This is a genomic window from Streptomyces sp. NPDC058279 (assembly GCF_042881255.1).
In the GTDB taxonomy this organism is placed as follows: domain Bacteria; phylum Actinomycetota; class Actinomycetes; order Streptomycetales; family Streptomycetaceae; genus Streptomyces.
Map to the genome: position 1 here is coordinate 338,853 of NZ_JBHVYA010000002.1, position 24,562 is coordinate 363,414.

The following is a 24,562-nucleotide window of genomic DNA, read 5'->3' on the forward strand; positions in this document are numbered from 1 at the left end:
CCGGCTGTCCGGGGGTCAGCCGCAGCAGTCCGGTTCGAGGCCCGGCGGGAGGGAGAGACCGCCGAAGATCTCGCCCGTCGCCTCGTCGCCGCCGAGCGCGGCCACGGCCAGCAGCAGCGAGCCGGCCGTCCAGGTCGTCTGCTCGACCGGCCAGACCGCCTTGTCCCGGAACACGTAGCCCGTCCAGTACATGCCGTTCTCGGCCCGCAGGTGCCCGATCGAGCGCAGGATCTCCAGCGCCCGGTCCGACTCCCCGATGGCCCACAGGGCGAGCGCCAGCTCGCAGGACTCCCCACCCGTCACCCACGGGTTCGGCAGCACGCACCGCACGCCCAGCCCCGGGACCACGAACTCGTCCCACCGCTCCGTGATGCGCGCCCGCGCCTCGGCGCCGGTGACCGCGCCGCCCAGCACCGGGTAGTACCAGTCCATCGAGTACTGCGACTTGTCCAGGAACCGCTCCGGGTGCCGCCGTATCGCGTGCCCCAGCGCGCCGGCCGCCAGCTCCCAGTCCGGCTGCGGGTCCCCGCGGTGGTCGGCGATGGCCAGCGCGCACCGCAGCGCCTGGTGGATGGAGGAGGAGCCGGTCAACAGCGCGTCGCCGACGGGCGTGCCGTCCGCCTCCCGCTTCCAGCCGATCTCGCCGCCCGGCTGCTGGAGCGCGAGGACGAACTCCACGGCCGCGTACACCGCCGGCCACATGCGGTCCAGGAACGGGTCGTCGCCCGTGGCGAGGTAGTGGTGCCACACCCCGACCGCTATGTACGCGACGAAGTTGCTCTCCCGGCTCGCGTCCTGCGGCGCGGCGGTGTCCACCCCGTCCGGCCGGTCGGCGTAGGCCGCGTACCAGGAGCCGTCCTCGTTCTGGTGCCGCGCCAGCCACTCGTACGCCCGCTCCGCGGCCTGGTGCTCCCCGGCCGCGTCCAGCGCCATCGCGGCCTCGGTGTGGTCCCACGGGTCCAGGTGGTGGCCGCGGAACCAGGGGATCGCGCCGTCCGCGCGCTGCGCCGCGAGGATCCCGGCGACCGTGCCCGCCGCCTGCTCGGCGGTCAGTACGCCGTCCAGCACCAGGTGTTCGGTGCGTCCGGGCGTGCTCACTGCGCCGCGCCGACGGGGAGGTGGGGCTTGGTCGCGTACGCCACGAAGCTCTTGCCGATGACCGGGTTGAGGGCCTGCTCGGCGAGCCGCGTGGCCAGCGGCTTCTTCATGATGTCCCAGACGAGGAGCTTGTGGTACGCCTTCACCGGCAGCGCCTTGTCGTTGTCGACGCCGAACGCGCACTTGAGCCACCAGTACGGGGAGTGCAGGCCGTGCGCGTGGTGCGTGCCGTACGGCTTGAGGCCCGCGGCCTCCATCTTCCCCAGCAGTTCGTCCGCCTTGTAGATGCGGATGTGGCCGCCCTCGACCTCGTGGTAGGCGTCGGACAGCGCCCAGCAGATCTTCTCCGGGCCGTAGCGCGGCACGGTGATCGCGATGCGGCCGCCGGGCTTGAGCACGCGCACCATCTCGGCGAGCACGCCCTTGTCGTCGGGGATGTGCTCCATCACCTCGGAGATGATGACGACGTCGAAGGACTCGTCGGGGAAGGGCAGGGCCAGCGCGTCACCCTCCATGGCGGTGGCGGTGGCGCCCGCGGGCGCCTCACCGGCCTCCTTCATGGCGGCGAACCACTTGGCGACCTCGCGGATCTCCTCGCCGTTGCGGTCCACGGCGACCACCTGGGCGCCGCGCCGGTAGCACTCGAAGGCGTGCCGGCCTGCGCCGCAGCCCAGGTCGAGCACGCGGTCGCCGGCGGCGAGCGGGAACCGGGAGAAATCGACGGTCAGCACGGGGTCCTGCCTTCGCGGGTCGCGGGGGGTACGGGGCGGTTGGGTGGAACGGTGTCAGCGAGAGCGGCGGGTACGGGCCTGCTCGATGGCGGCCCGGTAGTGGACCACGGTCCCCTCGGCGGCCTTCGCCCAGGTGAACCGGGCCAGGACTCTCTCGCGTCCGGCGGCGCCGAGCCGGGCGCGCAGCCGCTCGTCGCCCAGCAGCCGGCCGAGCGCGGCGGCCAGCGCCCCCGCGTCGCCGGGCGGCACGGCCAGGCAGGTCTCCCCGTCGGGTCCGGCGACCTCGGGGATGGCCCCGCCGGTCGTGGCGACGAGCGGGGTGCCGGTGGCCATGGCCTCGGCGGCGGGCAGCGAGAAGCCCTCGTAGAGGGAGGGGACGCAGGCGACCTGGGCACCGCGGACCAGGTCCACGAGTTCGGCGTCGGTGATGCCCTTCACGAACCGCACGGCGTCCTGGAGCCCGTACGTCTCGATCGCGCGGGCGACCGGGCCCTTCTCGGCGCGTTTGCCGACGACGACCAGGTGCGCGTCGGGTCGTTCGGTGCGCAGCTTGGCGAGCGCCTCGACGAGGTGCACGAGCCCCTTGAGCGGCACGTCGGCGCTGGAGGTCGTCACGATCCGGCCGGGGACCTCCGCCACGGAGGCGTCGGGCGACCACAGGTCGGTGTCGGCGCCGATGTGCACGACGTGGATGCGTTCGTCGCGCACGCCGAGGTGCTCGGCGATCTCCTGCCGGGAGGAGCCGGAGACGGTGAGCACGGACGGCAGGCGGCGGGCGACGCGGCCCTGCATGCGGGTGAAGGCGTACCAGCGGCGGACGGAGAGGCGCTTCTTGCGGTCCTTGGCGGCGGCCAGGTCCAGCTTCCGGTCGACCGTGATCGGGTGGTGGATCGTGGTGACGAGCGGCGCGCCCAGTTCGCCCAACAGGCCGTAGCCGAGGGTCTGGTTGTCGTGGATGACGTCGAAGTCACCGGCGCGTGCGGCGAGGTGGCGGCGGGCCCGCAGGGAGAACGTCAGCGGCTCGGGGAAGCCGCCGGTCCACATGGTGGCGACCTCCAGCGCGTCGATCCAGTCCCGGTACTCGTCGCGCCCCGGCGTACGGAACGGGTCGGGGCTGCGGTAGAGGTCCAGGCTCGGCAGCTCGGTGAGCGTGGCGCCGGTGTCGAGCACCGGGTAGGGCTGCGCGCCGATCACTTCCACCGAATGGCCCAGCCGGACGAGCTCGCGCGAGAGGTGCCGGACGTAGACGCCCTGGCCGCCGCAGAACGGGTTCCCCTTATAGGTGAGGAGTGCGATGCGCAACGGGCGGTCGCCGTCGGCGACGGAACCCGCGAAAGGGCTCGTCACCATGGCCTCTGCGGTCACTCTCGGCCCCCTTCTCCCTGCACTTTCGCCGGAGCGTAACCGCTCGCATAATGTAGAACAAGTTTCAGACTTGATCCGTCGAAGAGCATTGAATCTACCGGCCGGAAACCACACCGTAAGAGGCGGAGCGGGTGATTCACGCCACGGCTCCAACGGCTGACATGCTGACGGCGAACCCGACGCGAGCAGCCCCCGCCAACGACACGGAACGCCTTGGAACAGGACAGATGACAGTGGAAGCGAAGGCCGTGACCACGCCGGCGTCCCCGCCCCTGACGGAACGCCAGGAGGCGCGCCGGCGGCGGATCCTGCACGCCAGCGCGCAGCTCGCCGGCCGGGGCGGTTTCGACGCGGTCCAGATGCGCGAGGTCGCGGAGGCGGCGGGCGTGGCGCTGGGCACCCTGTACCGGTACTTCCCGTCCAAGGTCCACCTGCTGGTCGCCACCATGCAGGACCAGCTCCAGCACATGCACACGACCCTGCGCAAGCGACCCCCCGCGGCGGAGGACCCGGCGGCGCGCGTCGCCGAAACCCTGATGCGCGCGTTCCGGGCCCTCCAGCGGGAGCCGCACCTGGCGGACGCCATGGTCCGCGCCCTGACCTTCGCGGACCGCAGCGTGAGCCCGGAGGTGGACACGGTCTCGCGGTTGACGACGGCGATCATCCTGGACGCGATGGGCCTGGAGTCCGCCCCGACGGCGGAACAGCTCTCGGCGGTCCGGGTGATCGAGCACACCTGGCACTCGGCGCTGATCACCTGGCTGTCGGGCCGTGCCTCGATCGCCCAGGTGAAGATCGACATCGAGACGGTCTGCCGCCTGATCGACCTGACGTCCCCGGAAAGGGCCTGAACCCACCCCTGGGGGGCGGGGCCGCCCGTCGGCGGCGTGTCGGTGGCCCGTCGGCCGCTTGTCAGTGGCTTGTCGGCGGGGCCTGGCACCTTTTGGGTCAACGGCCGCCGGAGACCACCGCGGTCCCGACCCCGAGGAGCCACCATGCAGATTCCCGTCACCATCATCGGCGCCGGACTCGGCGGACTCACGCTGGCCCGCGTCCTGCACCTCCACGGCATACCGGCCGCCGTCTACGAGGCCGAGTCCTCCCCCACGGCGCGCGCGCAGGGCGGGATGCTCGACATCCACGACTACAACGGACAACCCGCCCTAGAAGCAGCCGACTTGATGGACGAGTTCCGTGGCCTCATCCTGGAGGGCCGCCAGGCCCTGCGGCTCCTCGACCCGAACGGGACCGTCCTGCACGAGATTCCGGACGACGGCACGGGGGGACGCCCCGAGGTGCAACGCGGCGAGCTGCGCCGGATGCTGCTCGACTCGCTCCCGGCCGGCACCGTCCGGTGGGGGCACAAGGTCGCCGGCACCCATGCCCTCGGCGGGGGTCGCCACGAGGTGGCGTTCGCCGACGGCAGCGCCGTCGTCACCGGCCTGCTGGTCGGCGCGGACGGGGCGTGGTCGCGGGTCCGGCCGCTGCTCTCCGACGCCGTGCCCGAGTACGTGGGGAAGTCGGTCGTCGAGACCTACCTGTTCGACGCCGACACCCGGCACCCGGCCGCCGCGAAAGCGGTCGGCGGCGGGTCGATGATCGTGCCCACGCCGGGCCGGGACATCTTCGCCCACCGCGAACGGGGCGACACCCTGCACGCCTACGTAGGGCTGTCCGAGCCGCAGGACTGGTTCGCCGCCATCGATTTCACCGATGCCGCCGCGGCCACCGCACGGATCGCCCGGGAGTTCGCCGGCTGGGCGCCGGAGCTCACCGCGCTGATCACCGACAGCGACATCGCGCCGGTCCTGCGTCCCCTCTACACGCTGCCGACCGAGCACCGGTGGGACCGGGTGCCGGGGGTGACGCTGCTCGGCGACGCCGCCCACCTCTCGGCCCCGAACGGCGAAGGCGCCAATCTGGCCATGCTCGACGGCGCCGAACTCGGCGAGGCCCTCGCCGCGCACCCCGAGGACGTCGAGGCCGCGCTCACCGCCTACGAACAGGCCCTGTTCGCGCGCGGTGCCGAGGCTGCCGCCCTCGAAGGCGCCGGCCCCGACGGGACCGGCCCCGACGACAACACGCCCGAGGCCCTGCTCAAGATGATCACCGCGCAGGCTTCGGCCCCGGCCTCCTGAGCCCGGACAGCCCCTACTCCTCGGGCGGGAACACCGCCTCGCCCGTGGTGAGGAGCGTGATGGTGATGGCTTCCACCGGGCAGCCCTCGGCCGCCGTCAGGACGGGCTCGTTGGCGTCGGTCTCCGCCTCGCGGGGGTGGGACTGGCGCGCCGAGTCGAGGGTGAAGCCCGCCGGCGCGTGGTTCACGCACATGCCCGAGCCGATGCAGACCCCCCGGTCGACCTCGATCCGCCAGCGGTCGCCCATCACGCACCGGTCCCGGGGGCCCGGTATCCCGCCGGCAGGTGGATCATCTTGTGCTCCAGGTACTCGCTCAGCCCCTCGGGGCCGAACTCGCGTCCCACGCCGCTGTTCTTGTAGCCGCCGAACGGTCCCAGCATGTCCAGGCTGAAGGTGTTCACGTTGAAGGTGCCGGTGCGGACGGCGCGGGCGAAGTCGAGGCCGTGTTCCACGTCGCCGGTCCAGACGCTGCCGCTGAGGCCGAACTCCGAGTCGTTGGCGACGCGTACCGCCTCCGCCTCGTCCCCGTACGGGATCAGGCAGACGACGGGCCCGAAGATCTCCTCCTGGGCGATGCGCATCGAGTTGTCGACGTCACCGAAGAGGGTGGGCTCGACGTACCAGCCCCGCTCCAGGCCCGCCGGGCGGCCGCCGCCGGTCAGGATCTTGGCGCCTTCCTCCTGCCCGATCCGGATGTAGTCCAGCGAGCGCTGCTGCTGGCGCCGGGCCACCAGCGGCCCGAGTTGCGTCGCCGGGTCCAGCGGGTCTCCGACGACCAGCGCTCCCGCCGCGGCGGCCAAGGCCTCGGCGATCTCCCCGTAGCGGCTCCGGGGGGCGAGGACACGGGTCTGGGCCACGCACGCCTGCCCGTTGTTCATCCACGCGGCCGGGACGATCCCGGCGATGGTGGACTCCAGGTCGGCGTCCGGCAGGATCACGGCGGCGGACTTGCCGCCGAGTTCGAGGGTGACCCGGGTCAGGTTGCGCGCGGCGACCTCCATGACGCGCTTGCCGGCGGCCACCGAGCCGGTGAACGCGACCTTGTCGATGCCGGGGTGACCGACCAGGTACTCGCTGACCTCCCGGTCGGCGGGCAGGATCGACAGCACGCCCTCCGGCAGACCGGCCTCCCGCGCGATGTCGGCCAGGATGTAGGAGTCGAGCGGGGACTCCGGCGAGGGCTTGAGGATCACCGCCGACCCGGTGAGCAGCGCGGGCGCGAGCTTCGCCGCGGCCACGAACTGCGGGACGTTCCAGGGGATGACGGCGGCGACGACGCCCACCGGCTCGCGCCGCACGAGGATCGGCCCGAGCACGCCCTGGCGGTGTTCCTCGTACGGGTAGTCGCGTGCGACGGTGATCGCGGCGTCGTAGACCATCATCGGGCCCAGTGCCTGGGCGAGGACGCTCCAGGAGTACGGGGACCCGTTCTGGGAGCTGATCGAGCGGGCTATCTCCTCGTGCCGGACGGCGATGGCGTCCTTGATCCGGGAGACGACGGCGATCCGCTCCTCCAGGGTCATCCGGGGCCAGGGCCCTTCGTCGAACGCCTTGCGGGCGGCGGCCACGGCGCGGTCCACGTCCGCCGCCGAGGCGTGCGGAACGCTGCCGATGACCTGCTCGGTGTGGGGTGAGACGACGGAGATGGTGGCGTCGCCCAGCGGATCGGTCCACTCCCCGCCGATGAACAGCTGTCCGTGTTCCACGAGCTCGGTCATGGCAATGCCTCCTGCGGCTACCAGCGGCTGGGCGTCCCAGAACTGATACCAGTTCTAGTTCCAGGAGTCCACGGCGCGGACACGATCACCGGCGCGGACCGACCCCGGCCCCGAAGGCGTGGAGTCGACGACTAGTCAGGACCCTGCGCAGGATGGTGGACTGGGGCGACCAATGCAACACGTTCTCGTTCCCAGGGAGCCCGTATGACACCCCTCGCCCCACCTCAGGTCACCGACCACGGCGGAGGCGTGTGGGGCATCAAGGTCCCCATCCCCGACAACCCGCTCGGGCACACCCTCGTCCACGTCCTCGACACCGACCTCGGGCCCGTCCTGATCGACACGGGCTGGGACGACCCCGATTCCTGGGACACCCTCGCGGCCGGACTCGCCGCGCTCGGCACCGCCGTCACCGACCTCCACGGCGTGGTCATCACCCACCACCACCCCGATCACCACGGCCTGTCGGGGCGGGTCCGGGACGTGTCGGGCGCCTGGATCGCCATGCACGCCGCCGACACCGAGGTCGTCGTACGGACGCGCTCCGCCGAACCGGGCGTCTGGTACGACTACATGAGCGGAAAGCTGGCCGCCGCCGGCGCCCCCGAGGAGCACATCGCCCCACTGCGGGCGGCCCGGGCGGGCGGCCGGGCGCGGACCCTGCCCGGGCTGCGGGCCGCCGTCCCCGACCGGGAGATCGTCCCCGGCGAGCTGCTGCCCCTCGCCGGGCGCGCGCTGCGCGCGATCTGGACCCCCGGCCACACCCCCGGCCATGTCTGCCTGCACCTGGAGGAGGCCCACCCCGGCAACCTTCCCGGCAACGGCCGTCTCTTCTCCGGCGACCACCTGCTGCCCGGCATCTCCCCGCACATCGGGCTCTACGAGGACCCGCAGGACGAGCGGGTCACCGACCCCCTCGGGGACTACCTCGCCTCCCTCGAACGCGTCGGCCGACTGCGTCCCGCCGAGGTGCTCCCCGCGCACCAGCACCCCTTCACCGACGCCCCGGCCCGGGTGCGCGAGCTGCTGGCCCACCACGAGGAGCGACTGGCCGGCCTGCGGGAGCTGCTCGCGGAGCCCCTGACGCCGTGGGAGCTGGCCGAGCGGATGGAGTGGAACCGGCCCTGGGAGCAGATCCCGTACGGGTCCCGGAACATCGCCGTCTCGGAAGCGGAGGCGCACCTTCGGCGGCTGGTGAAGCAGGGCCGGGCGGAGGCGGTGCCGGGCACGGACCCGGTGACGTACCGGGCGGTGTGACGCGCGGCCCCGCGCGTCGGTAAGGGGCGCTCCCCGCCGGCGCCACCCGGCACGCCCGGCGGGGGCCGGTACAGTAAGGCCGTCGTCCACACTTCCGTACGGGGGGAAGCCGGTGCGAATCCGGCGCTGACCCGCAACCGTGACCCGTGTCCCGGCGCCGTTCCCCGGCGCCGCCGAGGCGGGGAGCCGGGATGCCCCGTCGGGAGTGCGCGGCTCGTGCCGCCGGGCCCCCGGCGGCCGGCACCGTCGAGGTATACGGAGCCGGAGCCCGGTACCCGCGTGTGCCCGCACCCGCGTGCGCCTGCCTCCGCTCCCCGGCACGAGAGGCACCCGCCCCGCCATGAACGTCCGCCGCAACGCCGCCGCGCTCGCCGCCTCCGCCGTGCTCTGCGTGGGCGTGGCCCCCGTGGCCCTCGCCGCCCCCTCCCCCTCCCCGGCGCCGGTCATCCCCTCGGGGCTGTTCGGTCAGGCCGACCCCACCTACGACGGCGTCTGGCGCCAATCCTTCGCACTGCTCGCCCAGTACACCGTCGGCCTGCGGCCCGCCCCGCAGGCCGTGGACTGGCTCGCCGGCCAGCAGTGCGCCGACGGCGGCTTCGCCTCCTTCCGCGCGGACGCGACGAAGGCGTGCGACCCGGCGACGCCGCTCGACACCAACGCCACCGCCGTGGCCGTGCAGGCCCTCAAGACGCTCGGCGGCCACACGGCGGCGGTCAAGAAGGGCGTGGACTGGCTGAGGTCCGTCCAGAACGAGGACGGCGGCTGGGCGTACGTTCCGGGCTCCCCGAGCGAGGCGAGTTCGACCTCCGTCGTCATCAGCGCGCTCGCCGTGGCCGGCGAGAAGCCGGCCGACGTGAAGTCCCAGGCGGGCAAGTCCGCGTATGACGGTCTGCTCTCCTTCCGGCTGGGCTGCGCCTCCGACCCGGCCTCCGACCGGGGCGCCTTCGGCTACCAGCCGACCGACGGCAAGCTCCCCGCCAACGCCGACGCGACGGCCGCCGCGACCCTGGCCGGCCTCGGCAAGGGCGCGGTCGTCGCCCCGGCCGCCACCGACACCCCGGCGACCGCGCCGAACTGCGCGGCGGACGCCGACCCGGCCGCCGGCGACCCGGCGGCCGCCGCCCAGGGCGCGGCCGGCTACCTCGCCGAGGCCGTCAAGAAGGACGGCCACCTCACCGCCGTCACCCCCGGCGCCGACCAGCCGACCCCCGACACCGGCAACACGGCCGACGCCGTCATCGCCCTCGCCGCGGCCGGCCACAAGCAGTCGGCGGCGGGCGCCCTGGAGTGGCTCAAGGCCAACTCGGCGCAGTGGGCCAAGGGCAACCCGGCGGCCCTGGGCACCCTGATCCTCACCGCGCACGCGACGGGCACCGACCCGCGCGCCTTCGGCGGCACCGACCTGGTCGCGGCGCTGAACGCGACGGGCCCGACCCCGCAGACCCCGGCGACGGGCGGCATGGGCAAGGCCGAGAAGGACAAGGGCGGGAACGGCTCCGGCAACGTCGGCTGGATCATCGGCGCGGGCGCCGCGGCCGGCGTCGGCATCGGTTTCCTGCTGAGCGGCCGCCGGAAGAAGAACAAGAACTGATGCGCAGGCTGCCCGCTTTCGCCGTCGCGCTCGGCGCCCTCCTCACCCTCCTCGCCGCGTCCCCGGCACTGGCGTCGAGCTATCGCTACTGGTCGTTCTGGGACGGCGGCGCCCAGGGCCCCTGGACCTACGCCACCCAGGGCGCTGCGGCCCGCCCGGCGGACGGCACCGTCCAGGGCTTCCGCTTCGCGGTGAGCAAGGACGCCGGGGACCAGGCGTCCCGGCCGCGCACGGACGCCGACTTCGCGACGGTCTGCGCGGGCACCCCGGCGGTGGCGGGGACAAAGCGGGTGGCCCTGGTCATCGACTTCGGCCTACCCGAGGACTCGCCCTCCGGCGAGGCCCCGCCGCAGACCGGGCCGCGCACCGCCTGCGCGCAGGTCGCCCCGGACGCCACGACCGCCGAGGCGCTGGCGTCGGTGGCGAAGCCGCTGCGCTACAACGGCGCGGCGTTGCTGTGCGCGATCTCCGGCTACCCGAAGCAGGGCTGCGGCGAGCCGCTCGCGCAGGGCGCGCCCGACGAACCGAAGCACGGGGCACCGCAGCACGGGGCACCGCAGACCGCCCCCGCCGGTGACGGTGGGCCCTCCGCGGGACTGCTCGCGGGCATCGCGGCGGTAGCCGTCCTCGCGGTGGCCGCCGTCCGGCAATCCCGCCGCCGCTCCCGATGACCCCGGTCCGCCGGGGCCCACGCACGCCAACCACGCACGACGCCGCAGCCGACCTCGCGACCCCGGCCCGGGGCGGCGCGGTCGCGGCCGGTCGGGGGTCGCGGGTGCCGACGTACGGGAAAAGGGGCCTGCGCGCCGCCCCCGAGGCGCGTCGTGGGAACGCCCTGCACGCGGGGGCCTGGTGGGTGTGGGCGCTCGGGCTGGCCACCGCCGCCTCGCGGACCACCAACCCGCTCCTGCTCGGGCTGATCGTCGCCGTCGCCGGTTACGTCGTCGCCGCCCGCCGCACCGCCGCGCCCTGGGCCCGCTCCTACGGCGCGTTCCTGCGGCTCGGCCTCTTCGTCATCGGCCTGCGCCTGCTCTTCTCCACCCTCCTCGGCTCGCCCGTCCCCGGCGCGCACACCCTCCTCACCCTCCCCGAACTCGCCCTCCCCGCCTGGGCGCAGGGCATCCGTCTCGGTGGCCGCGTCAGCGCCGAACAGTTGGTCTTCGCCTTCTACGACGGCGCGAAGCTGGCCGCGCTGCTGGTGTGCGTCGGCGCCGCGAACGCGCTCGCGAACCCGGCCCGGCTGCTCAAGTCGCTGCCCGCCGCCCTGTACGAGGCGGGCGTGGCCGTGGTCGTCGCGATGACCTTCGCGCCGAACATGGTGGCCGACGTGGCCCGCCTGCGCACCGCCCGACGGCTGCGCGGACGCCCCACCGGCGGGGTGAAGGCCGTCCTCCAGATCGGCCTGCCGGTCCTGGAGGGCGCTCTGGAGCGCTCGGTGGCGGTGGCCGCCTCGATGGACGCCCGTGGCTACGGCCGCATCGCGCGGGTCCCGCCCGCCGTCCGCCGCACCACCAACGCGCTCACCCTCGGCGGGCTGCTCGGCATGTGCGCCGGTACCTACGGGCTGCTCGCGGCGGAGGGCGCCGTGTTCGGTCTGCCCGTCCTCTTCCTGGGTCTCGCCCTGGCCCTGGCCGGTCTGCGCCTGGGCGGCCGGCGCAGCGTCCGCACCCGCTACCGGCCCGACCGGTGGGGCGGCCGGGCCTGGCTGGTCGCCGGGTCCGGGGCGGCGGTGGCCGCCCTGGTCTCCTACGCCGGGACGCTGGACCCCGAGGCCCTGCGTCCGGGGGTGGTGCCGCTGCTCGCGCCGACGCTGCCGCTGTGGCCCGCGGCGGCGATCCTCATCGGCCTGCTCCCCGCCCTCGTGGCACCCGTACCGCCGAAGGAGGCGTCGTCGCTGTGATCCGGTTCGAAGAGGTGTCGGTGACGTACGAGGGGGCGTCGGCCCCCGCCCTGCGGGACGCGGACTTCACCGTGCCGGAGGGGGAGCTGACGTTGCTGGTCGGCCCCTCCGGCGTCGGCAAATCGACCCTGCTCGGGGCCGTCTGCGGGCTGGTCCCGCACTTCACGGGCGGCCGGCTGCGAGGCCGGGTCACCGTCGCGGGCCGGGACACGCGCACGCACCGGCCGCGGGAGCTCGCGGACGTGGTGGGCACGGTCGGGCAGGACCCGTCGGCCCACTTCGTGACGGACGTGGTGGAGGACGAGCTGGCGTACGGGATGGAGTCCCTGGGACTGCCACCCGCGGTGATGCGGCGCCGGGTGGAGGAGACGCTGGACCTGCTGGGCCTGAACGAGCTCCGCGACCGCCCGCTGGCCACCTTGTCCGGCGGCCAGCGGCAGCGGGTCGCGATCGGCTCGGTGCTGACCCCGCACCCGCGGGTGCTGGTGCTGGACGAGCCGACGTCCGCGCTGGACCCGGCGGCGGCGGAGGAGGTGCTGGCGGTCCTGCAACGCCTGGTGCACGACCTCGGCACCACCGTGCTGATGGCGGAGCACCGCCTGGAGCGGGTGGTGCAGTACGCCGACCGCGTACTGCTGCTGCCCGCCCCGGGCGCGGCCCCCGTCCTCGGCACCCCGGCCGAGATCATGGCCGTCTCCCCGGTCCACCCCCCGGTCGTCTCCCTCGGCCGCCTGGCGGGCTGGTCCCCCCTCCCCCTCTCCGTCCGCGACGCCCGCCGCCTCGCGGCCCCGTTGAAGGCCCGCCTCACCGCGCCCCCCACCGCCGCACCGGCAAATCCAGCCCCGCCGGCGTTTGAGGCGGAGGGCACGGGGCGGAGCCCCGCCCAGTCCGGCGCAGCCGGGGCCGCTCGCGCAACGGCGCCGCACCTTCCGGCCCCGCCGACCCCGGCACATCCAGCCCCGCCGGCGTTTGAGGCGCGGGGCACGGGGCGGAGCCCCGAAAACCCGGCGCAGCCGGGGCCGCGCAGCGCAACGGCGCCGCGCCCCTCCCTGCCGCACCCCTCCCTGTGGGCCCGGCTCCGCCGCAAACCCGGTCCGGCCCCCGCCCCCGCCCCAACCCCGGCGGAGCAACCCGCGGAGCAACCGGCGGAGCAACCGGCCCGCACCACCCACCTCACCCTCCGCCGCGCCCGCGCCGAAGTCCTCCACGACATCACCCTCACCGTCAGCCCCGGCGAGACCATCGCCCTCATGGGCCGCAACGGCGCCGGCAAGTCCACCCTCCTCGCCACCCTCGCCGGCATCCTCGCCCCCACCACCGGCGAGGTGCTCGTCGGCGGCCGCACCCCCCACCGCACGCCGCCCCGGGAGATGATCCGCCGCGTCGCGCTCGTCCCCCAGGACCCCCGCGACCTCCTCTACGCCGACACCGTCGCCGCCGAGTGCGCCGCCGCCGACGCGGACGCCGGCGCCCCTCCCGGCACCTGCCGCGCCCTGGTCACCTCCCTTCTCCCCGACGTCCCCGACGACATCCACCCCCGCGACCTGTCCGAGGGCCAGCGCCTGGCCCTGGCCCTCGCCCTGGTCCTGACCGGCGAACCGGCCCTGCTGCTGCTCGACGAGCCGACCCGCGGCCTCGACTACGCCGCCAAGGCCCGCCTGATCGGCATCCTGCGCGACCTCGCCGCCGCCGGCCACGTCGTCATCCTGGCCACCCACGACGTGGAGCTCGCGGCCGAGCTGGCCCACCGCGTGGTGATCCTGGCCGGCGGGGAGGTCGTCGCGGACGGTCCGACCGCCGAGGTGGTCGTCTCCTCCCCCGCCTTCGCGCCGCAGGTGGCCAAGGTCCTGACCCCGGGCCACTGGCTCACGGTCTCCCAGGTCGCCGCCGCCCTCTCCCGGGAGGGCCGCCCCGCATGACCCCCGCCCGCCCCCTGCGCATCGGCCCCCGTGCCGCCGCCGCGCTGGTCCTCGTCACCCTCATCGGCATCGCCGCCTTCGGCTGGCCCCTGCTCGCCGACGGCCGGTCCGGCCTCTCCCACTCCCAGGACGCCCCCTGGCTCTTCGCGGCGCTCCTGCCGCTCCTCGTGGCGGTGGTCGTCGCGACCATCGCCGACCAGGGGATGGACTCCAAGGCCGTCGCCATGCTGGGCGTCCTCGCCGCGGTGGGGGCCGCGCTCAGGCCGTTGGGCGCCGGTACGGCCGGCCTGGAGCCCATGTTCTTCCTGATGGTGCTCAGCGGGCGGGTCCTCGGCCCCGGGTTCGGGTTCGTCCTCGGCTCCGTGACGATGTTCGCGTCCGCGCTGCTCACGGGCGGTGTGGGGCCCTGGATGCCGTTCCAGATGCTGGCGCTGGGCTGGTTCACGCTGGGCGCCGGGCTGTTGCCGGGGCCCGGTCGGATACGCGGCCGGGCCGAGCTGTGGATGCTCGCGGCGTACGGGTTCGTCGGGTCGTTCGCGTACGGCACGGTCATGAACCTTCAGGGCTGGGTGCTCCTCCAGGGCATGGGCCAGGGCATCTCCTTCCACCCGGGGGACCCGGTGCCCGCGAACCTGGCCCGTTTCCTCGCGTACTGCCTCGCCACCTCGGTCGGCTGGGACCTGGGTCGGGCCGTCCTGACCGTCGTACTCACCCTCGCGCTCGGCGGGACCCTGCTGAGAGCGCTCCGCCGGGCGACGCGGAAAGCGGCGTTCGATGTCCCGATTTGCTTCGATATGCGTTGAAAGTGGCCCCGGCCACACCCTATTTCGTTGCACACTCGGTCACTCAGCGTGAGATTCGGGCCCTCCGAGGGTGAGGCGGCCCACAGGACCCACGTCACATACGGCACTCTTTAGTAGCCTCTGGGCCCCCTCTCCGGACCCCGGAAAACCGGCCCTGACCTGCGCGGACCTCGTCCCGGACGATGGGGGGCCACCGGGTCGCCGCTATGAAAGTGCCTAGTAACAGGGGTCGTTGCCAGGGCGCGTCGGACCTGGCTAACTGGTGATGTCGCCACGGCGGCAGGGGTCTTCACCCCCCGCCCGACGAACCCCTCTCCTCCGCGTGAGTGGCTCACGCATGTCCTCGACATGCACGGCGACCGCCCTTGTTCCCTTCGGAAGGTTCTCTCCGTGTCCAACGCAGTCATCCGCCGCATCGCCGCCTCCAAGAAGACCCTCGTGGGCTCCGTCCTCGCCCTGGGCGTCGCCGGTTCCATGCTCGCCACGGTCCCCGCCCAGGCGGCCCCGATGGACGCCAAGGCCATCGCGCGCCAGATGATCAAGGACCCGGCGCAGTTCGCGGCCTTCAACCAGATCGTTTCCCGTGAAAGTGGCTGGGACCACACCGCCACCAACGCCTCTTCCGGCGCGTACGGCCTGGTCCAGGCCCTGCCCGCCTCGAAGATGGCGTCCGCGGGCTCCGACTGGAAGACGAACCCGGCCACCCAGATCAAGTGGGGCCTGGACTACATGAACTCTCGCTACGGCAGCCCCGTAGGCGCCTGGAACTTCTGGCAGTCGCACCACTGGTACTAAGCCACCAGTGGCAGCAGACGCCGCATGACGCACCCCGGTGCGTGCGAAGGCCCCGGTGGCCGGCCTCCCCAGGCCGGCCACCGGGGCCTTCGACTTTTTCCCATCCCATTGGGTTCAGGGGCCCCGCGCCCGCAGCGGGGGCCGGCCGCGCGCCGGCACAGCGGTCGTCACGGGCGGCGCGTCGTCACAGCCGGCGCGTCGTCACAGCCGGCGCGTCGTCACAGCCGGCGCGTCGTCACAGCCGTTGGATGATCGTGCCGGTCGCCAGTGCGCCTCCCGCGCACATGGTGATCAGCGCGAACTCCTTGTCCCGCCGTTCCAGCTCGTGCAGCGCGGTGGTGATCAACCGGGCGCCGGTGGCGCCGACGGGGTGGCCGATCGCGATGCCGCCCCCGTTGACGTTGACCTTCTCCAGGTCCTGGTCGAAGACCTGGGCCCAGCTGAGGACGACCGAGGCGAACGCCTCGTTGATCTCGACGAGGTCGATGTCGCGCAGCGACATCCCGGCCTTGCCGAGGACGGCGCGCGTCGCGTCGATCGGCCCGTCCAGGTGGTAGTGGGGGTCCGCACCGACCAGTGTCTGGGCGACGATCCTGGCCCGCGGCTTGAGCTTGAGGGCGCGGGCCATCTTCCGCGACGCCCACATCACTGCCGCGGCCCCGTCGGATATCTGCGAGGAGTTCCCGGCGGTGTGGACGGCGGTCGGCATGACCGGCTTGAGCCGGGCCAGCGCCTCCATGGAGGTGTCCCGCAGCCCCTCGTCCCGGTCGACCAACCGCCACATGCCCTGCCCGGCCGCCTGCTCCGCCTCGGTGGTCGGCACCTGCACGGCGAAGGTCTCGCGCTTGAAGCGTTCCTCGGCCCAGGCGACCGCGGCCCGCTCCTGGGACAGCAGGCCGAGCCGGTCGACGTCCTCGCGGGTCAGGCCCCGGCGGCGGGCGATCCGCTCGGCGGCCTCGAACTGGTTGGGGAGGTCGACGTTCCACTCGTCCGGGAAGGGCTTGCCGGGGCCGTGCTTGGAGCCCGAGCCGAGCGGGACGCGGCTCATGGCCTCGACGCCGCAGGCGATGCCGATGTCCATGACCCCGCCGGAAATCATGTTGGCGACCATGTGGTTGGCCTGCTGTGAGCTGCCGCACTGGCAGTCGACGGTGGTGGCGGCCGTCTCGTACGGCAGGCCCATGGCCAGCCAGGCGTTGCGGGCCGGGTTCATCGACTGCTCGCCGGCGTGGGTGACGGTGCCGCCGACGATCTGTTCGACGCAGTCGGGCTGGATCGCGGTCCGGGCCAGCAGTTCGCGGTACGTCTCGCCGAGCAGGTAGGCGGGGTGAAGGTTGGCGAGCGAGCCCCCGCGCTTTCCGATGGGGGTGCGTACGGCTTCGACGATGACGGGTTCCGCGGCCATGAGCTCGTCCTCTCCTGCACGGTGCCGGCGCGGCGGGCCGTCCCGGCGCCCCGCCCGAACTAGTACGCGTTCTACTTCTCTGCGCAGTCTTATGACCCGGGGGCCCGGCACGCAAGGGTCTTGCACGCCCCTTACACGGATTCCACACTCAACGGTCGGCGCCGCGGCCCTTGTCACTTCTAGAACTCGTTACTACCTTCGAGCCATCTCTGATGCACCATCAGATCGACTCTGGAGTCGCCCGATGTCGTGTCCCGCGCTGCCCGAAGGCTTCGACGCCACCGACCCCGACCTCCTCCACGACCGGGTCCCGCTCCCCGAGTTCGCGCGGCTGCGGCAGACGGCGCCCGTCTGGTGGTGCGCCCAGCGGCGGGGCGTGACCGGTTTTGACGACGAGGGGTACTGGGCCGTCACCCGGCACGCGGACGTCAAGTACGTCTCCACGCACCCCGAGCTGTTCTCCTCGACGCTCAACACGGCGATCATCCGCTTCAACGAACACATCCCGCGTGATGCCATTGATGCCCAGCGCCTCATCATGCTGAACATGGACCCGCCGGAACACACGCGGGTGCGCCAGATCGTGCAGCGCGGTTTCACACCGCGGGCGATCCGCGGCCTGGAGCAGGCCCTGCGCGAGCGGGCGCGGACGATCGTCGAGGAGGCGCTGACCGCCTCCGCCGACGGCAGCTTCGACTTCGTCACCCAGGTCGCCTGCGAACTGCCCCTCCAGGCGATCGCGGAGCTGATCGGCGTGCCGCAGGAGGACCGCTCGCGCATCTTCGACTGGTCGAACAAGATGATCGCCTACGACGACCCGGAGTACGCGATCACCGAGGAGGTCGGCGCCAACGCGGCGATGGAACTCATCGGCTACGCCATGAACCTCTCGGCCGCCCGCAAGGAGTGCCCGGCCAAGGACATCGTGACCCAGTTGGTGGCCGCCGAGGGTCAGGGCAACCTGGGCTCCGACGAGTTCGGCTTCTTCGTGCTGCTGCTGGCGGTCGCGGGCAACGAGACCACGCGCAACGCCATCAGCCACGGCATGCACGCCTTCCTCACCCACCCCGAGCAGTGGGAGCTCTACAAGGCGACCCGCCCCGCCACCACGGCGGAGGAGATCGTGCGCTGGGCCACCCCGGTGGTGTCCTTCCAGCGCACCGCCACCCAGGACACCGAACTCGGCGGCCAGAAGATCAAGGCCGGTGACCGGGTGGGTCTGTTCTACTCCTCCGCCAACCACGACCCCGAGGTGTTCGAGAACCCGGACGTCTTCGACATCACCCGCGACCCCAACCCGCACCTCGGGTTCGGCGGCGGCGGCCCGCACTTCTGTCTCGGCAAGTCCCTCGCCGTCATGGAGATCGACCTCATCTTCAACGCGCTCGCCGACACCCTGCCCGATCTGCGTCTCGCCGGGCCCGGCCCGCGCCGGCTGCGCGCGGCCTGGCTCAACGGCATCAAGGAGCTCCGGGTCGGCCACGGCCGCGCCTGACACCGTGCTCTACCGGTTCGTGACCTGCGAAACCGTTGTCCTGGCGGCGCCGGGGCAGCACACTGCGCGGATGAACCTTCAGGAGGAACGCGGGGCCGCCGACGCGGTGGAGGCCCGCTGGCAGCGCATGCCCTTGACGTGGCGGCTGGTACGGGACCGGGCCGAGTCCAAGACGCTGAGCCAGGGCGTTCTGTCGCTGCTGGCGGCTGCCTCCGCCGAGCCGGGGCTGCGCCGGCTGTACCCGTTCACCAAACAGTGGACCTTGTGGTTCAGCTCCCGTACCAGCCCGCCGTTCAACGTGGACGTGCCGGCGGTCGAGCCGCTGCCCGACGGCCGGTTCCGGGTCCGCGGCCCGCGTGCGGCGCAGCTCCTCGGCGAGACCGACACCGCCGAGGCGGCCATCGCGCTGGTGGTGGCCCATCTCCCGGCGGCCCATCTCCCGGCGGACGGGCGGCAGTAGGGCGTCCCGACTGGCGGGGCCGGCCCCGCGGCGCCATCCTGGACGGACGCGACGATCCACGCAGGGGTGCCGGAACGGTCCGATCGCCGCTCCGGCACCCCTTCGATCCGCGCGTCCCCCGCCTGCCCGGACCCGCGTACGCCGGCGCCGCGGTCAGGCGCTGGTGCGCTCCCCCGAGGGGCTCGCGCTGCCCACCCGCTCCGGCGTGCGCGGACGCGGCATCGTCAGGCCCACCTCGGCCGGCGCCGACGCGCCGCGCGGCCCGGACAGCAGGTAGACCAGCCCGAACCCGGCGCCGACCACGAGGGCGCCGCCCACCGCGTCGAGCACCCAGTGGTTGGCGGTGGCGACGATCGCGCACACCGTGATCAGCGGGTGCAGCGCGCCCAGCAGCTTCTGCCAGGTCTTGGGCGCCAGCACGATGATGACGATCCCGCACCACAGCGACCAGCCGAAGTGCAGTGAGGGCATGGCCGCGTACTGGTTGGAGATGGCGGTCATCGCCCCGTACTGGGGGTGCGCCAGGTCCTGCACGCCGTGCACCGTGTCGACGAACCCGAGGTCGGGCATCAGGCGCGGCGGCGCGAGCGGGAACAGCCAGAAGCCGACGAGCGCGAGGACGGTGGCCAGGCCGAGCGAGGCGCGCGCCCAGCGGTAGTCGCCGGGGCGGCGCCAGTACAGGACGGCCAGGATGGTCAGCGGGACCACGAAGTGGAACGACGTGTAGTAGAAGTTGAAGAACGCCTTCACCGGGGGCGCGTTCACGACGGCGTGGTTCACGGCGTGCTCGATGTCGATGCCGAGCGCCTTCTCCATGCCGTGGATGAGGCTGCCGTTGCTCTCGGCGCGGCTGCGGCTGGTGGGTGCGGCGGCCCGGATGTGCGAGTAGAGCGAGTACCCCACCCGTATCAGCAGCAGCTCCAGCAACAGGTTGGGGCGCGACAGCACGCGCCGCCAGAACGGCATCAGCGGCACGCGTGACCAGCGGGCGGCCGCGGGGCGCCCGTAGGCCGTCGGGACGGGCTCGCGCCAGTACGGGGACGACCGCGGCAGGAACGGTACGGCGCAGGCCGCGGCCAGCGCCGTCAGCAGCAGCACGTTGTCGCGTACGGGGGCCAGCGCGGCCAGGTTCGGCAGCAGCACGTCGGCGGACAGCGTCATGGCGAGGACCACGGCGACCGGCCACACGGTGCGGTCGGCGGCCCGCTTGCCGACCTTGCCGGCGACCGCGAGCAGCACCCACAGCAGTTGGTGGCGCCAGCCGGCCGGTGAGACGGCGACCGCCACGCAGCCGGTGATCGCGGCGGCGAGCAGCAGTTGACCGTCGCGGGCGTAGCGGGCCGCGCGGCGCAGGCCGATCCAGGTGACGGCGGCGGCGAGGGCGGCGTAGAGGACGATCTCGCCGGGGCCGCTCAGGCCGAGCCGCAGCAGGGCGCCGTGCAGGGACTGGTTGGCGAGGCCGTCGGGGGCTCCGCCGAGGCCGGTGCCGGCGATGTCGCGCACCCAGTACGTCCACGAGTCGCGCGGCAGGGACGCCCAGGACAGCGCGGTCGCGCCGGCGAAGGTCACGGCGGCGGCCCGGGCCCCGGCGCGGCGGCCGGTGAGCCACAGCAACGGCGCGAACAGCAGCAGCCCGGGCTGCAGCGCGGCGGCGAGGCCGACGAGGAATCCGGCGGGCCGCTCGGCGGGCACCCGGAAGACGGCGAGCAGCACCAGCAGCACCGGCAGCACCGCGGTCTGCCCGGGCGAGGCGGCCTCGCGGACGGGCAGCGAGACCATCATCAGCGCGACCAGGACGGGCGCGGCCAAGAGCGCGGTGCGGCGCGGTACGGGGTCGGGCAGCGCGCGGGCGGCCACCAGTCCGATCGCGGCGACGAACAGCAGGGTGACGCAGGTCCACGCCACCTCCAGCGAGGGCGCCGCGAAACCGACGAACGGCTTGAGGACGAGCCCGGCGAAGGGTGTGCCGGTGAACTGGCCGGAACCGCTGTCGTAGAGCGAGCCGGGCAGACTGCCGGGGAGGTGGAAGGCGCTGAGCCATTGCCCGGGCGGGACGCGCAGCACGACGGCGGCCTGTCTGACGGCGAGCACCGCCGCCAGCGCCCACAGCAGGAGGCGCGCCGCGCCGAGCCTTCCGCCATCGCCTATGACCCCGGCATGTCCGGGTCCACCCCTGTGCTCCGCCGCGTTAGCCACGCCTCGCCGGCCTCCCGCCCTGTTGACCGCAACCCTGACTTCGCCTGGCTGCCGCGCTTCATGCACCACTTGATTACCTGGGGACGACGATATCCCGCGCGCGATCCCTAGGATGGCGGGCATGAGCATCGTGAAGATCAACGCGCTGACCGTTCCCGCCGAGCAGCGGGAGGTGCTGGAGCGGCGCTTCGCCTCCCGGGCGGGGGCCGTGGAGGGTTCGGACGGGTTCGAGTGGTTCGAGCTGCTGCGCCCGGTGGAGGGCACGGACCAGTACCTCGTCTACACGCGGTGGCGTTCGGAGGAGGACTTCCAGGCGTGGATGGAGGGCCCGATGAAGGCGGCGCACCAGGGTGGCGCCGGCGGTGCGGGCGGGGAGCGGCCGAAGCCCGCGGCGTCGGGGTCGTCGGTGTGGTCGTTCGAGGTCGTGCAGCAGGCGGCGCCCAAGCCGCAGGGCTGAGCGCCGCGCTCCGGCGGCCGCCGGGTGACGGCCGCCGGGGCACCGGTTCGGGGAGACTGGCGGGTTCAGCCCCAGAAGGTGTTCTCCTCGTCGATGTCCTGGGTGCACTGGTCCATGTCGCTGACCTTGCCGCCGACGATGGTGAAGAAGATGCCCTGGTGGATCTCGATCCCGCGGTCGGCCCGGTCGGCGCGGGTGGTGTGGAAGGCCATCGCGTGGCCGCGGCCGTCCACGAGCACGGAGTGCAGGTCGACCCGCATGGTGCCGTCGGTCTCCTCGGCGAAGGCCCGGTAGAGGTCGAGGACGGCTTGGCGGCCCTTGTGGTGTCCGGAGAGCGGGTTGTCGCCGGGCATGTGGTGGATGACGTCGGCCGTCAGGAGGGAGCCGAGCGTCTCCATGTCGCCCTTGTTGAAAGCCTCGTAGCCACGGCGGACCAAGGCCGCGTCAGGGTGTTCGGACATGGCGCCCACATCCTCTTCATCGAAGCGATTTACCCCTTTTCACATCATCGGTCCGTCCCTGTGGATATTCCAACGCGACCACCCGCCAGCCGCCCCAGAATGACGCCATGACCGACGAACAGATCACCGCCGAGGGCACCTGGACGGTCGCCCCCGAACCGTTCACCACTCCCGACGCCACCGCCCTGCGCCGCGCCTACTACGCCGAGGTCGCGGGCCGGTACTGGCACAGACCCGTCACCGAGGCCGAGATCGACGAGGGTCTGCGTGACGACCCGGCCGACGGGCTCACCGCGCCGACGGGCTGTTTCGTGGTCGGCCGGTACGACGGCCGGCCCCTGTCCTGTGGCGGCATACGCCTCCTCGACGCGACCACCGCCGAGCTCACCAGGGTGTACGTCGACCCCCGCGCCCGGGGTACCGGCGGCGGGGCGGCCCTCCTCGGGGCTCTTGAGGACGCGGCTCGGGACCTGGGAGCGGAGCGCGTCCGCCTGGACACCCGATCCGATCTGGTGGAGGCCCGCCGCTTGTACGCGCGCCAGGGTTACAGCGAGATACCCGCCTACAACTCCGGCCCGTACGCGGAACACTGGTTCGAGAAACGGGTCGGGGCCGGCCTGCCCCGCTGACGGCTGCTCCCGACGGGAACGGGTCGGCGCGGGGTGGTCGGCGCTGGGCGGCCGGTCAGTGGTTGGAGTGGTCGCGGCGCGGGGAGGTGTCGTAGGGCTCCTCGGAGTCGGAGCCGCAGAGTTCGTCGTTGAGTTCCTTGAGCAGGTCGACCAGGTCGGTCGGCCGGTCGGGGCCCCACCAGTCACCGAGCAGCTCGGCGAGGGACTCCTGACGGGCGCGGGACAGCCGGCCGGCCACCTCGCGGCCGGGTTCGGTCAGGACCAGCGGCAGGCCGTCGCGGACGGCGAGCCCGCGCCCCTCGATCTGACGGGCCGCCTCCGTGATGGTCTTGATGGGCACGGTGGTGCGGTCCGCGAGCATCGCGGGTTCCACGGATCCGTATCTGTTGATGCGCAACAGCATCCAGCTCGCGGCGGGCAGCAGATCGAAACCCGCCTTCGCGGTGATCTTCTCGTAGACGTGACGGCGGCCCTCGCGGCTCCCGAGCACCGACAGCGCCCGGGCCACCTCGTCCCGGGATGAGCGCTGGACGGGGTTGGTGGCGAGGGTCTCGCTCGCGTCCGGTGCGGTGACCGAACCGCGCAGCTTGTCCTCCTTGAGGAACCAGGCGACGACGAAGGCGACGAGGACCACGGGCACGGCGTAGAGGAACACATCGGTGATCGCGGACGAGTAGGCGTCGAGCACGCGCGGCCGCAGATCGGCGGGCAGCATCGCGATCGCCCGCGGGTCGGCCTCCAGGCCGTTCACGCTCACCCCGGGCGGCAGGGGCACCCCGGTGAGGGTGGCGGAGAGTTCCTCGCCCAGCAGGCTGTTGAAGATCGTGCCGAAGATGGCCACGCCGAAGGAGGCGCCGATGGAGCGGAAGAAGGTGGCACCCGAGGTCGCGACGCCCAGGTCCTCGTAGCGGACGGAGTTCTGCACCACCAGGACCAGTACCTGCATGACCAGGCCGAGACCGACGCCGAAGACGAAGAAGTAGACGCTCATGACCAGGTCGGAACTGGTGCGCTGCAACTGGTGCAGGAGCAGCAGCCCGACGGTGGTGACGGCGGTGCCCGCGATCGGGAAGACCTTCCAGCGCCCGGTGCGGCTGACGACCTGACCGGAGGCGGTGGAGGCGATCAGCAGACCGAACACCATCGGCAGCATGTGGACACCGGACAACGTCGGTGAGACGCCGCGGACGACTTGGAGGAAGGTCGGCAGGTAGACCATCGCCCCGAACATCGCGAAACCGATGACGAAGCTGATCAAGGAGCAGAGGGTGAAGGTGCGGATCTTGAACAGTCCCAGCGGCAGGACGGGTTCGGCGGCCCGCCGTTCCACGGCGATGAAGGCGACGAGCAGCACGGCGCCCAGCACCAGCAGACCGATGACCTGGGCCGAGCCCCAGGCCCAGGTGGTGCCGCCGAGCGAGGCGACGAGCACGAGGCAGGTGGCGACGGAGGCGATGAGGAAGGTGCCGAGGTAGTCGATGGTGTGCTTCGAGGAGCGCCTCGGGATGTGCAGGGCGGCCGCGATGACCACGAGCGCGACGAGACCGATGGGGAGGTTGATGTAGAAGACCCAGCGCCAGGACAGGTGGTCCACGAACAGGCCGCCCAGCAGCGGGCCGAGGACGCTGGTGGCGCCGAAGACGGCACCGAAGAGGCCCTGGTACTTGCCGCGTTCGCGGGGTGTGACGATGTCGCCGACGATCGCCATGGACAGCACCATCAGCCCGCCGCCGCCCAGGCCTTGCAGGGCCCGGAATCCGATGAGCTGAGGCATGTTCTGGGCCAACCCGCACAGTGCCGACCCGATGAGGAAGATGACGATGGCGCCCTGGTACAGCTTCTTGCGTCCGTACTGGTCTCCGAGCTTGCCCCACAGCGGAGTGGCGGCGGTGGAGGCGAGCATGTAGGCGGTGACGACCCAGGACAGGTGCTCCATGCCGCCGAGCTCGCTGACGATGGTCGGCAGCGCGGTGGAGACGATGGTCTGGTCGAGCGCCGCGAGGAGCAGGCCGAGGAGCAGCGCGCCGATGGCGACGAGCACCTCCCGGGAGGTGTGCTCCGAGCCCGGGCGCGGGCTCACGGCCGACGTGGTCACTTCCTGTGCCATCGGCTCCTCCGTAGGTGTCGGGGCCCTCGGGCGTCC

22 protein-coding genes and 1 riboswitch are annotated in these 24,562 nt (G+C 73.0%); of the genes, 13 read left to right on the forward strand and 9 right to left on the reverse strand.

Annotated elements, in window-relative coordinates:
* Window positions 1-15 precede the first annotated feature (15 nt).
* Genes ACFVXJ_RS06315 through ACFVXJ_RS06325 form a run of 3 tightly spaced genes read right to left on the reverse strand, consistent with a single transcriptional unit; the run spans window position 16 to window position 3,194 of the window.
* Window positions 16-1,098 (reverse strand): prenyltransferase, encoded by a 1,083-nt coding sequence (locus tag ACFVXJ_RS06315; RefSeq protein WP_389659477.1) that lies wholly within the window; start codon window positions 1,096-1,098, stop codon window positions 16-18.
* The gene (locus tag ACFVXJ_RS06320) at window positions 1,095-1,829 is read right to left on the reverse strand and encodes a class I SAM-dependent methyltransferase (protein WP_266577493.1); all 735 of its coding nucleotides are present in this window, start codon (window positions 1,827-1,829) and stop codon (window positions 1,095-1,097) included. The genes ACFVXJ_RS06315 and ACFVXJ_RS06320 overlap by 4 nt, the downstream gene beginning before the upstream one ends.
* A 54-nt stretch (window positions 1,830-1,883) precedes the next feature.
* On the reverse strand, window positions 1,884-3,194 hold the full coding sequence (locus ACFVXJ_RS06325) for a glycosyltransferase family 4 protein (protein ID WP_389659481.1): 1,311 nt from the start codon (window positions 3,192-3,194) through the stop codon (window positions 1,884-1,886).
* 227 nt (window positions 3,195-3,421) lie between these two features.
* On the opposite strand from ACFVXJ_RS06325, the gene ACFVXJ_RS06330 reads away from it, so the two are divergent.
* Both ACFVXJ_RS06330 and ACFVXJ_RS06335 read left to right on the forward strand, forming a co-directional pair.
* A complete protein-coding gene (locus ACFVXJ_RS06330; RefSeq protein ID WP_389659484.1) occupies window positions 3,422-4,045 on the forward strand; it encodes a TetR family transcriptional regulator in 624 nt (207 codons plus the stop codon).
* 144 nt (window positions 4,046-4,189) lie between these two features.
* A complete protein-coding gene (locus ACFVXJ_RS06335; protein ID WP_389659487.1) occupies window positions 4,190-5,332 on the forward strand; it encodes an FAD-dependent oxidoreductase in 1,143 nt (380 codons plus the stop codon).
* A 13-nt stretch (window positions 5,333-5,345) separates the two neighbouring features.
* Here the strand turns inward: ACFVXJ_RS06335 and ACFVXJ_RS06340 are convergent, their stop codons facing one another.
* Window positions 5,346-5,579 carry a ferredoxin gene (locus ACFVXJ_RS06340; protein WP_389660086.1) on the reverse strand — a complete coding sequence of 78 codons (234 nt, stop codon included), beginning with the start codon at window positions 5,577-5,579 and terminating at the stop codon, window positions 5,346-5,348.
* Complete coding sequence (locus ACFVXJ_RS06345; RefSeq protein WP_389659490.1) at window positions 5,579-7,051, reverse strand: aldehyde dehydrogenase; 1,473 nt, start codon at window positions 7,049-7,051, stop codon at window positions 5,579-5,581. The genes ACFVXJ_RS06340 and ACFVXJ_RS06345 overlap by 1 nt, the downstream gene beginning before the upstream one ends.
* A 204-nt stretch (window positions 7,052-7,255) precedes the next feature.
* On the opposite strand from ACFVXJ_RS06345, the gene ACFVXJ_RS06350 reads away from it, so the two are divergent.
* The 7 genes from ACFVXJ_RS06350 to ACFVXJ_RS06380 all read left to right on the forward strand — a co-directional run bounded on the left by ACFVXJ_RS06350 (window position 7,256) and on the right by ACFVXJ_RS06380 (window position 15,316).
* The gene (locus ACFVXJ_RS06350; RefSeq protein WP_389659493.1) at window positions 7,256-8,308 is read left to right on the forward strand and encodes an MBL fold metallo-hydrolase; all 1,053 of its coding nucleotides are present in this window, start codon (window positions 7,256-7,258) and stop codon (window positions 8,306-8,308) included.
* A gap of 102 nt (window positions 8,309-8,410) precedes the next feature.
* A riboswitch (cobalamin riboswitch) is annotated at window positions 8,411-8,505 on the forward strand.
* A 143-nt stretch (window positions 8,506-8,648) separates the two neighbouring features.
* Window positions 8,649-9,899 carry a prenyltransferase/squalene oxidase repeat-containing protein gene (locus ACFVXJ_RS06355; RefSeq protein ID WP_389659496.1) on the forward strand — a complete coding sequence of 417 codons (1,251 nt, stop codon included), beginning with the start codon at window positions 8,649-8,651 and terminating at the stop codon, window positions 9,897-9,899.
* On the forward strand, window positions 9,899-10,570 hold the full coding sequence (locus ACFVXJ_RS06360; protein ID WP_389659499.1) for an SCO2322 family protein: 672 nt from the start codon (window positions 9,899-9,901) through the stop codon (window positions 10,568-10,570). The genes ACFVXJ_RS06355 and ACFVXJ_RS06360 overlap by 1 nt, the downstream gene beginning before the upstream one ends.
* Window positions 10,567-11,799, forward strand: a complete 1,233-nt coding sequence (locus ACFVXJ_RS06365; protein ID WP_389659502.1) for an energy-coupling factor transporter transmembrane protein EcfT — start codon at window positions 10,567-10,569, stop codon at window positions 11,797-11,799. Before ACFVXJ_RS06360 ends, ACFVXJ_RS06365 begins: the two co-directional genes overlap by 4 nt.
* Window positions 11,796-13,718, forward strand: coding sequence for an ABC transporter ATP-binding protein (locus ACFVXJ_RS06370; protein ID WP_389659505.1), 1,923 nt, complete (start codon window positions 11,796-11,798; stop codon window positions 13,716-13,718). Before ACFVXJ_RS06365 ends, ACFVXJ_RS06370 begins: the two co-directional genes overlap by 4 nt.
* Window positions 13,715-14,521 (forward strand): ECF transporter S component, encoded by an 807-nt coding sequence (locus ACFVXJ_RS06375; protein ID WP_389659508.1) that lies wholly within the window; start codon window positions 13,715-13,717, stop codon window positions 14,519-14,521. The genes ACFVXJ_RS06370 and ACFVXJ_RS06375 overlap by 4 nt, the downstream gene beginning before the upstream one ends.
* 390 nt (window positions 14,522-14,911) lie before the next feature.
* Window positions 14,912-15,316 carry a transglycosylase SLT domain-containing protein gene (locus ACFVXJ_RS06380; protein WP_389659511.1) on the forward strand — a complete coding sequence of 135 codons (405 nt, stop codon included), beginning with the start codon at window positions 14,912-14,914 and terminating at the stop codon, window positions 15,314-15,316.
* Window positions 15,317-15,551: 235 nt separating this feature from the next.
* Here the strand turns inward: ACFVXJ_RS06380 and ACFVXJ_RS06385 are convergent, their stop codons facing one another.
* Window positions 15,552-16,721, reverse strand: a complete 1,170-nt coding sequence (locus tag ACFVXJ_RS06385; protein ID WP_361310562.1) for a steroid 3-ketoacyl-CoA thiolase — start codon at window positions 16,719-16,721, stop codon at window positions 15,552-15,554.
* A 244-nt stretch (window positions 16,722-16,965) separates the two neighbouring features.
* Between ACFVXJ_RS06385 and ACFVXJ_RS06390 the strand changes: the two genes are divergently transcribed.
* Both ACFVXJ_RS06390 and ACFVXJ_RS06395 read left to right on the forward strand, forming a co-directional pair.
* Window positions 16,966-18,216 carry a cytochrome P450 gene (locus tag ACFVXJ_RS06390; RefSeq protein ID WP_389659514.1) on the forward strand — a complete coding sequence of 417 codons (1,251 nt, stop codon included), beginning with the start codon at window positions 16,966-16,968 and terminating at the stop codon, window positions 18,214-18,216.
* A gap of 70 nt (window positions 18,217-18,286) precedes the next feature.
* Window positions 18,287-18,676, forward strand: coding sequence for a DUF6193 family natural product biosynthesis protein (locus ACFVXJ_RS06395; protein ID WP_389659517.1), 390 nt, complete (start codon window positions 18,287-18,289; stop codon window positions 18,674-18,676).
* A gap of 153 nt (window positions 18,677-18,829) precedes the next feature.
* On the opposite strand, the gene ACFVXJ_RS06400 is transcribed toward ACFVXJ_RS06395, so the two are convergent.
* The gene (locus ACFVXJ_RS06400) at window positions 18,830-20,872 is read right to left on the reverse strand and encodes a bifunctional glycosyltransferase 87/phosphatase PAP2 family protein (RefSeq protein ID WP_389659520.1); all 2,043 of its coding nucleotides are present in this window, start codon (window positions 20,870-20,872) and stop codon (window positions 18,830-18,832) included.
* 121 nt (window positions 20,873-20,993) lie between these two features.
* On the opposite strand from ACFVXJ_RS06400, the gene ACFVXJ_RS06405 reads away from it, so the two are divergent.
* Window positions 20,994-21,329 (forward strand): antibiotic biosynthesis monooxygenase, encoded by a 336-nt coding sequence (locus ACFVXJ_RS06405; protein ID WP_361310573.1) that lies wholly within the window; start codon window positions 20,994-20,996, stop codon window positions 21,327-21,329.
* A gap of 65 nt (window positions 21,330-21,394) precedes the next feature.
* Here the strand turns inward: ACFVXJ_RS06405 and ACFVXJ_RS06410 are convergent, their stop codons facing one another.
* On the reverse strand, window positions 21,395-21,790 hold the full coding sequence (locus tag ACFVXJ_RS06410) for a nuclear transport factor 2 family protein (protein WP_389659524.1): 396 nt from the start codon (window positions 21,788-21,790) through the stop codon (window positions 21,395-21,397).
* Between the two features lie 107 nt (window positions 21,791-21,897).
* Here ACFVXJ_RS06410 and ACFVXJ_RS06415 point away from each other — a divergent pair, with 107 nt between their 5' ends.
* On the forward strand, window positions 21,898-22,419 hold the full coding sequence (locus tag ACFVXJ_RS06415) for a GNAT family N-acetyltransferase (protein WP_389659527.1): 522 nt from the start codon (window positions 21,898-21,900) through the stop codon (window positions 22,417-22,419).
* Window positions 22,420-22,474: 55 nt separating this feature from the next.
* Here ACFVXJ_RS06415 and ACFVXJ_RS06420 read toward each other — a convergent pair whose 3' ends face one another.
* The gene (locus ACFVXJ_RS06420; RefSeq protein WP_389659529.1) at window positions 22,475-24,526 is read right to left on the reverse strand and encodes a DHA2 family efflux MFS transporter permease subunit; all 2,052 of its coding nucleotides are present in this window, start codon (window positions 24,524-24,526) and stop codon (window positions 22,475-22,477) included.
* Window positions 24,527-24,562 lie beyond the last annotated feature (36 nt).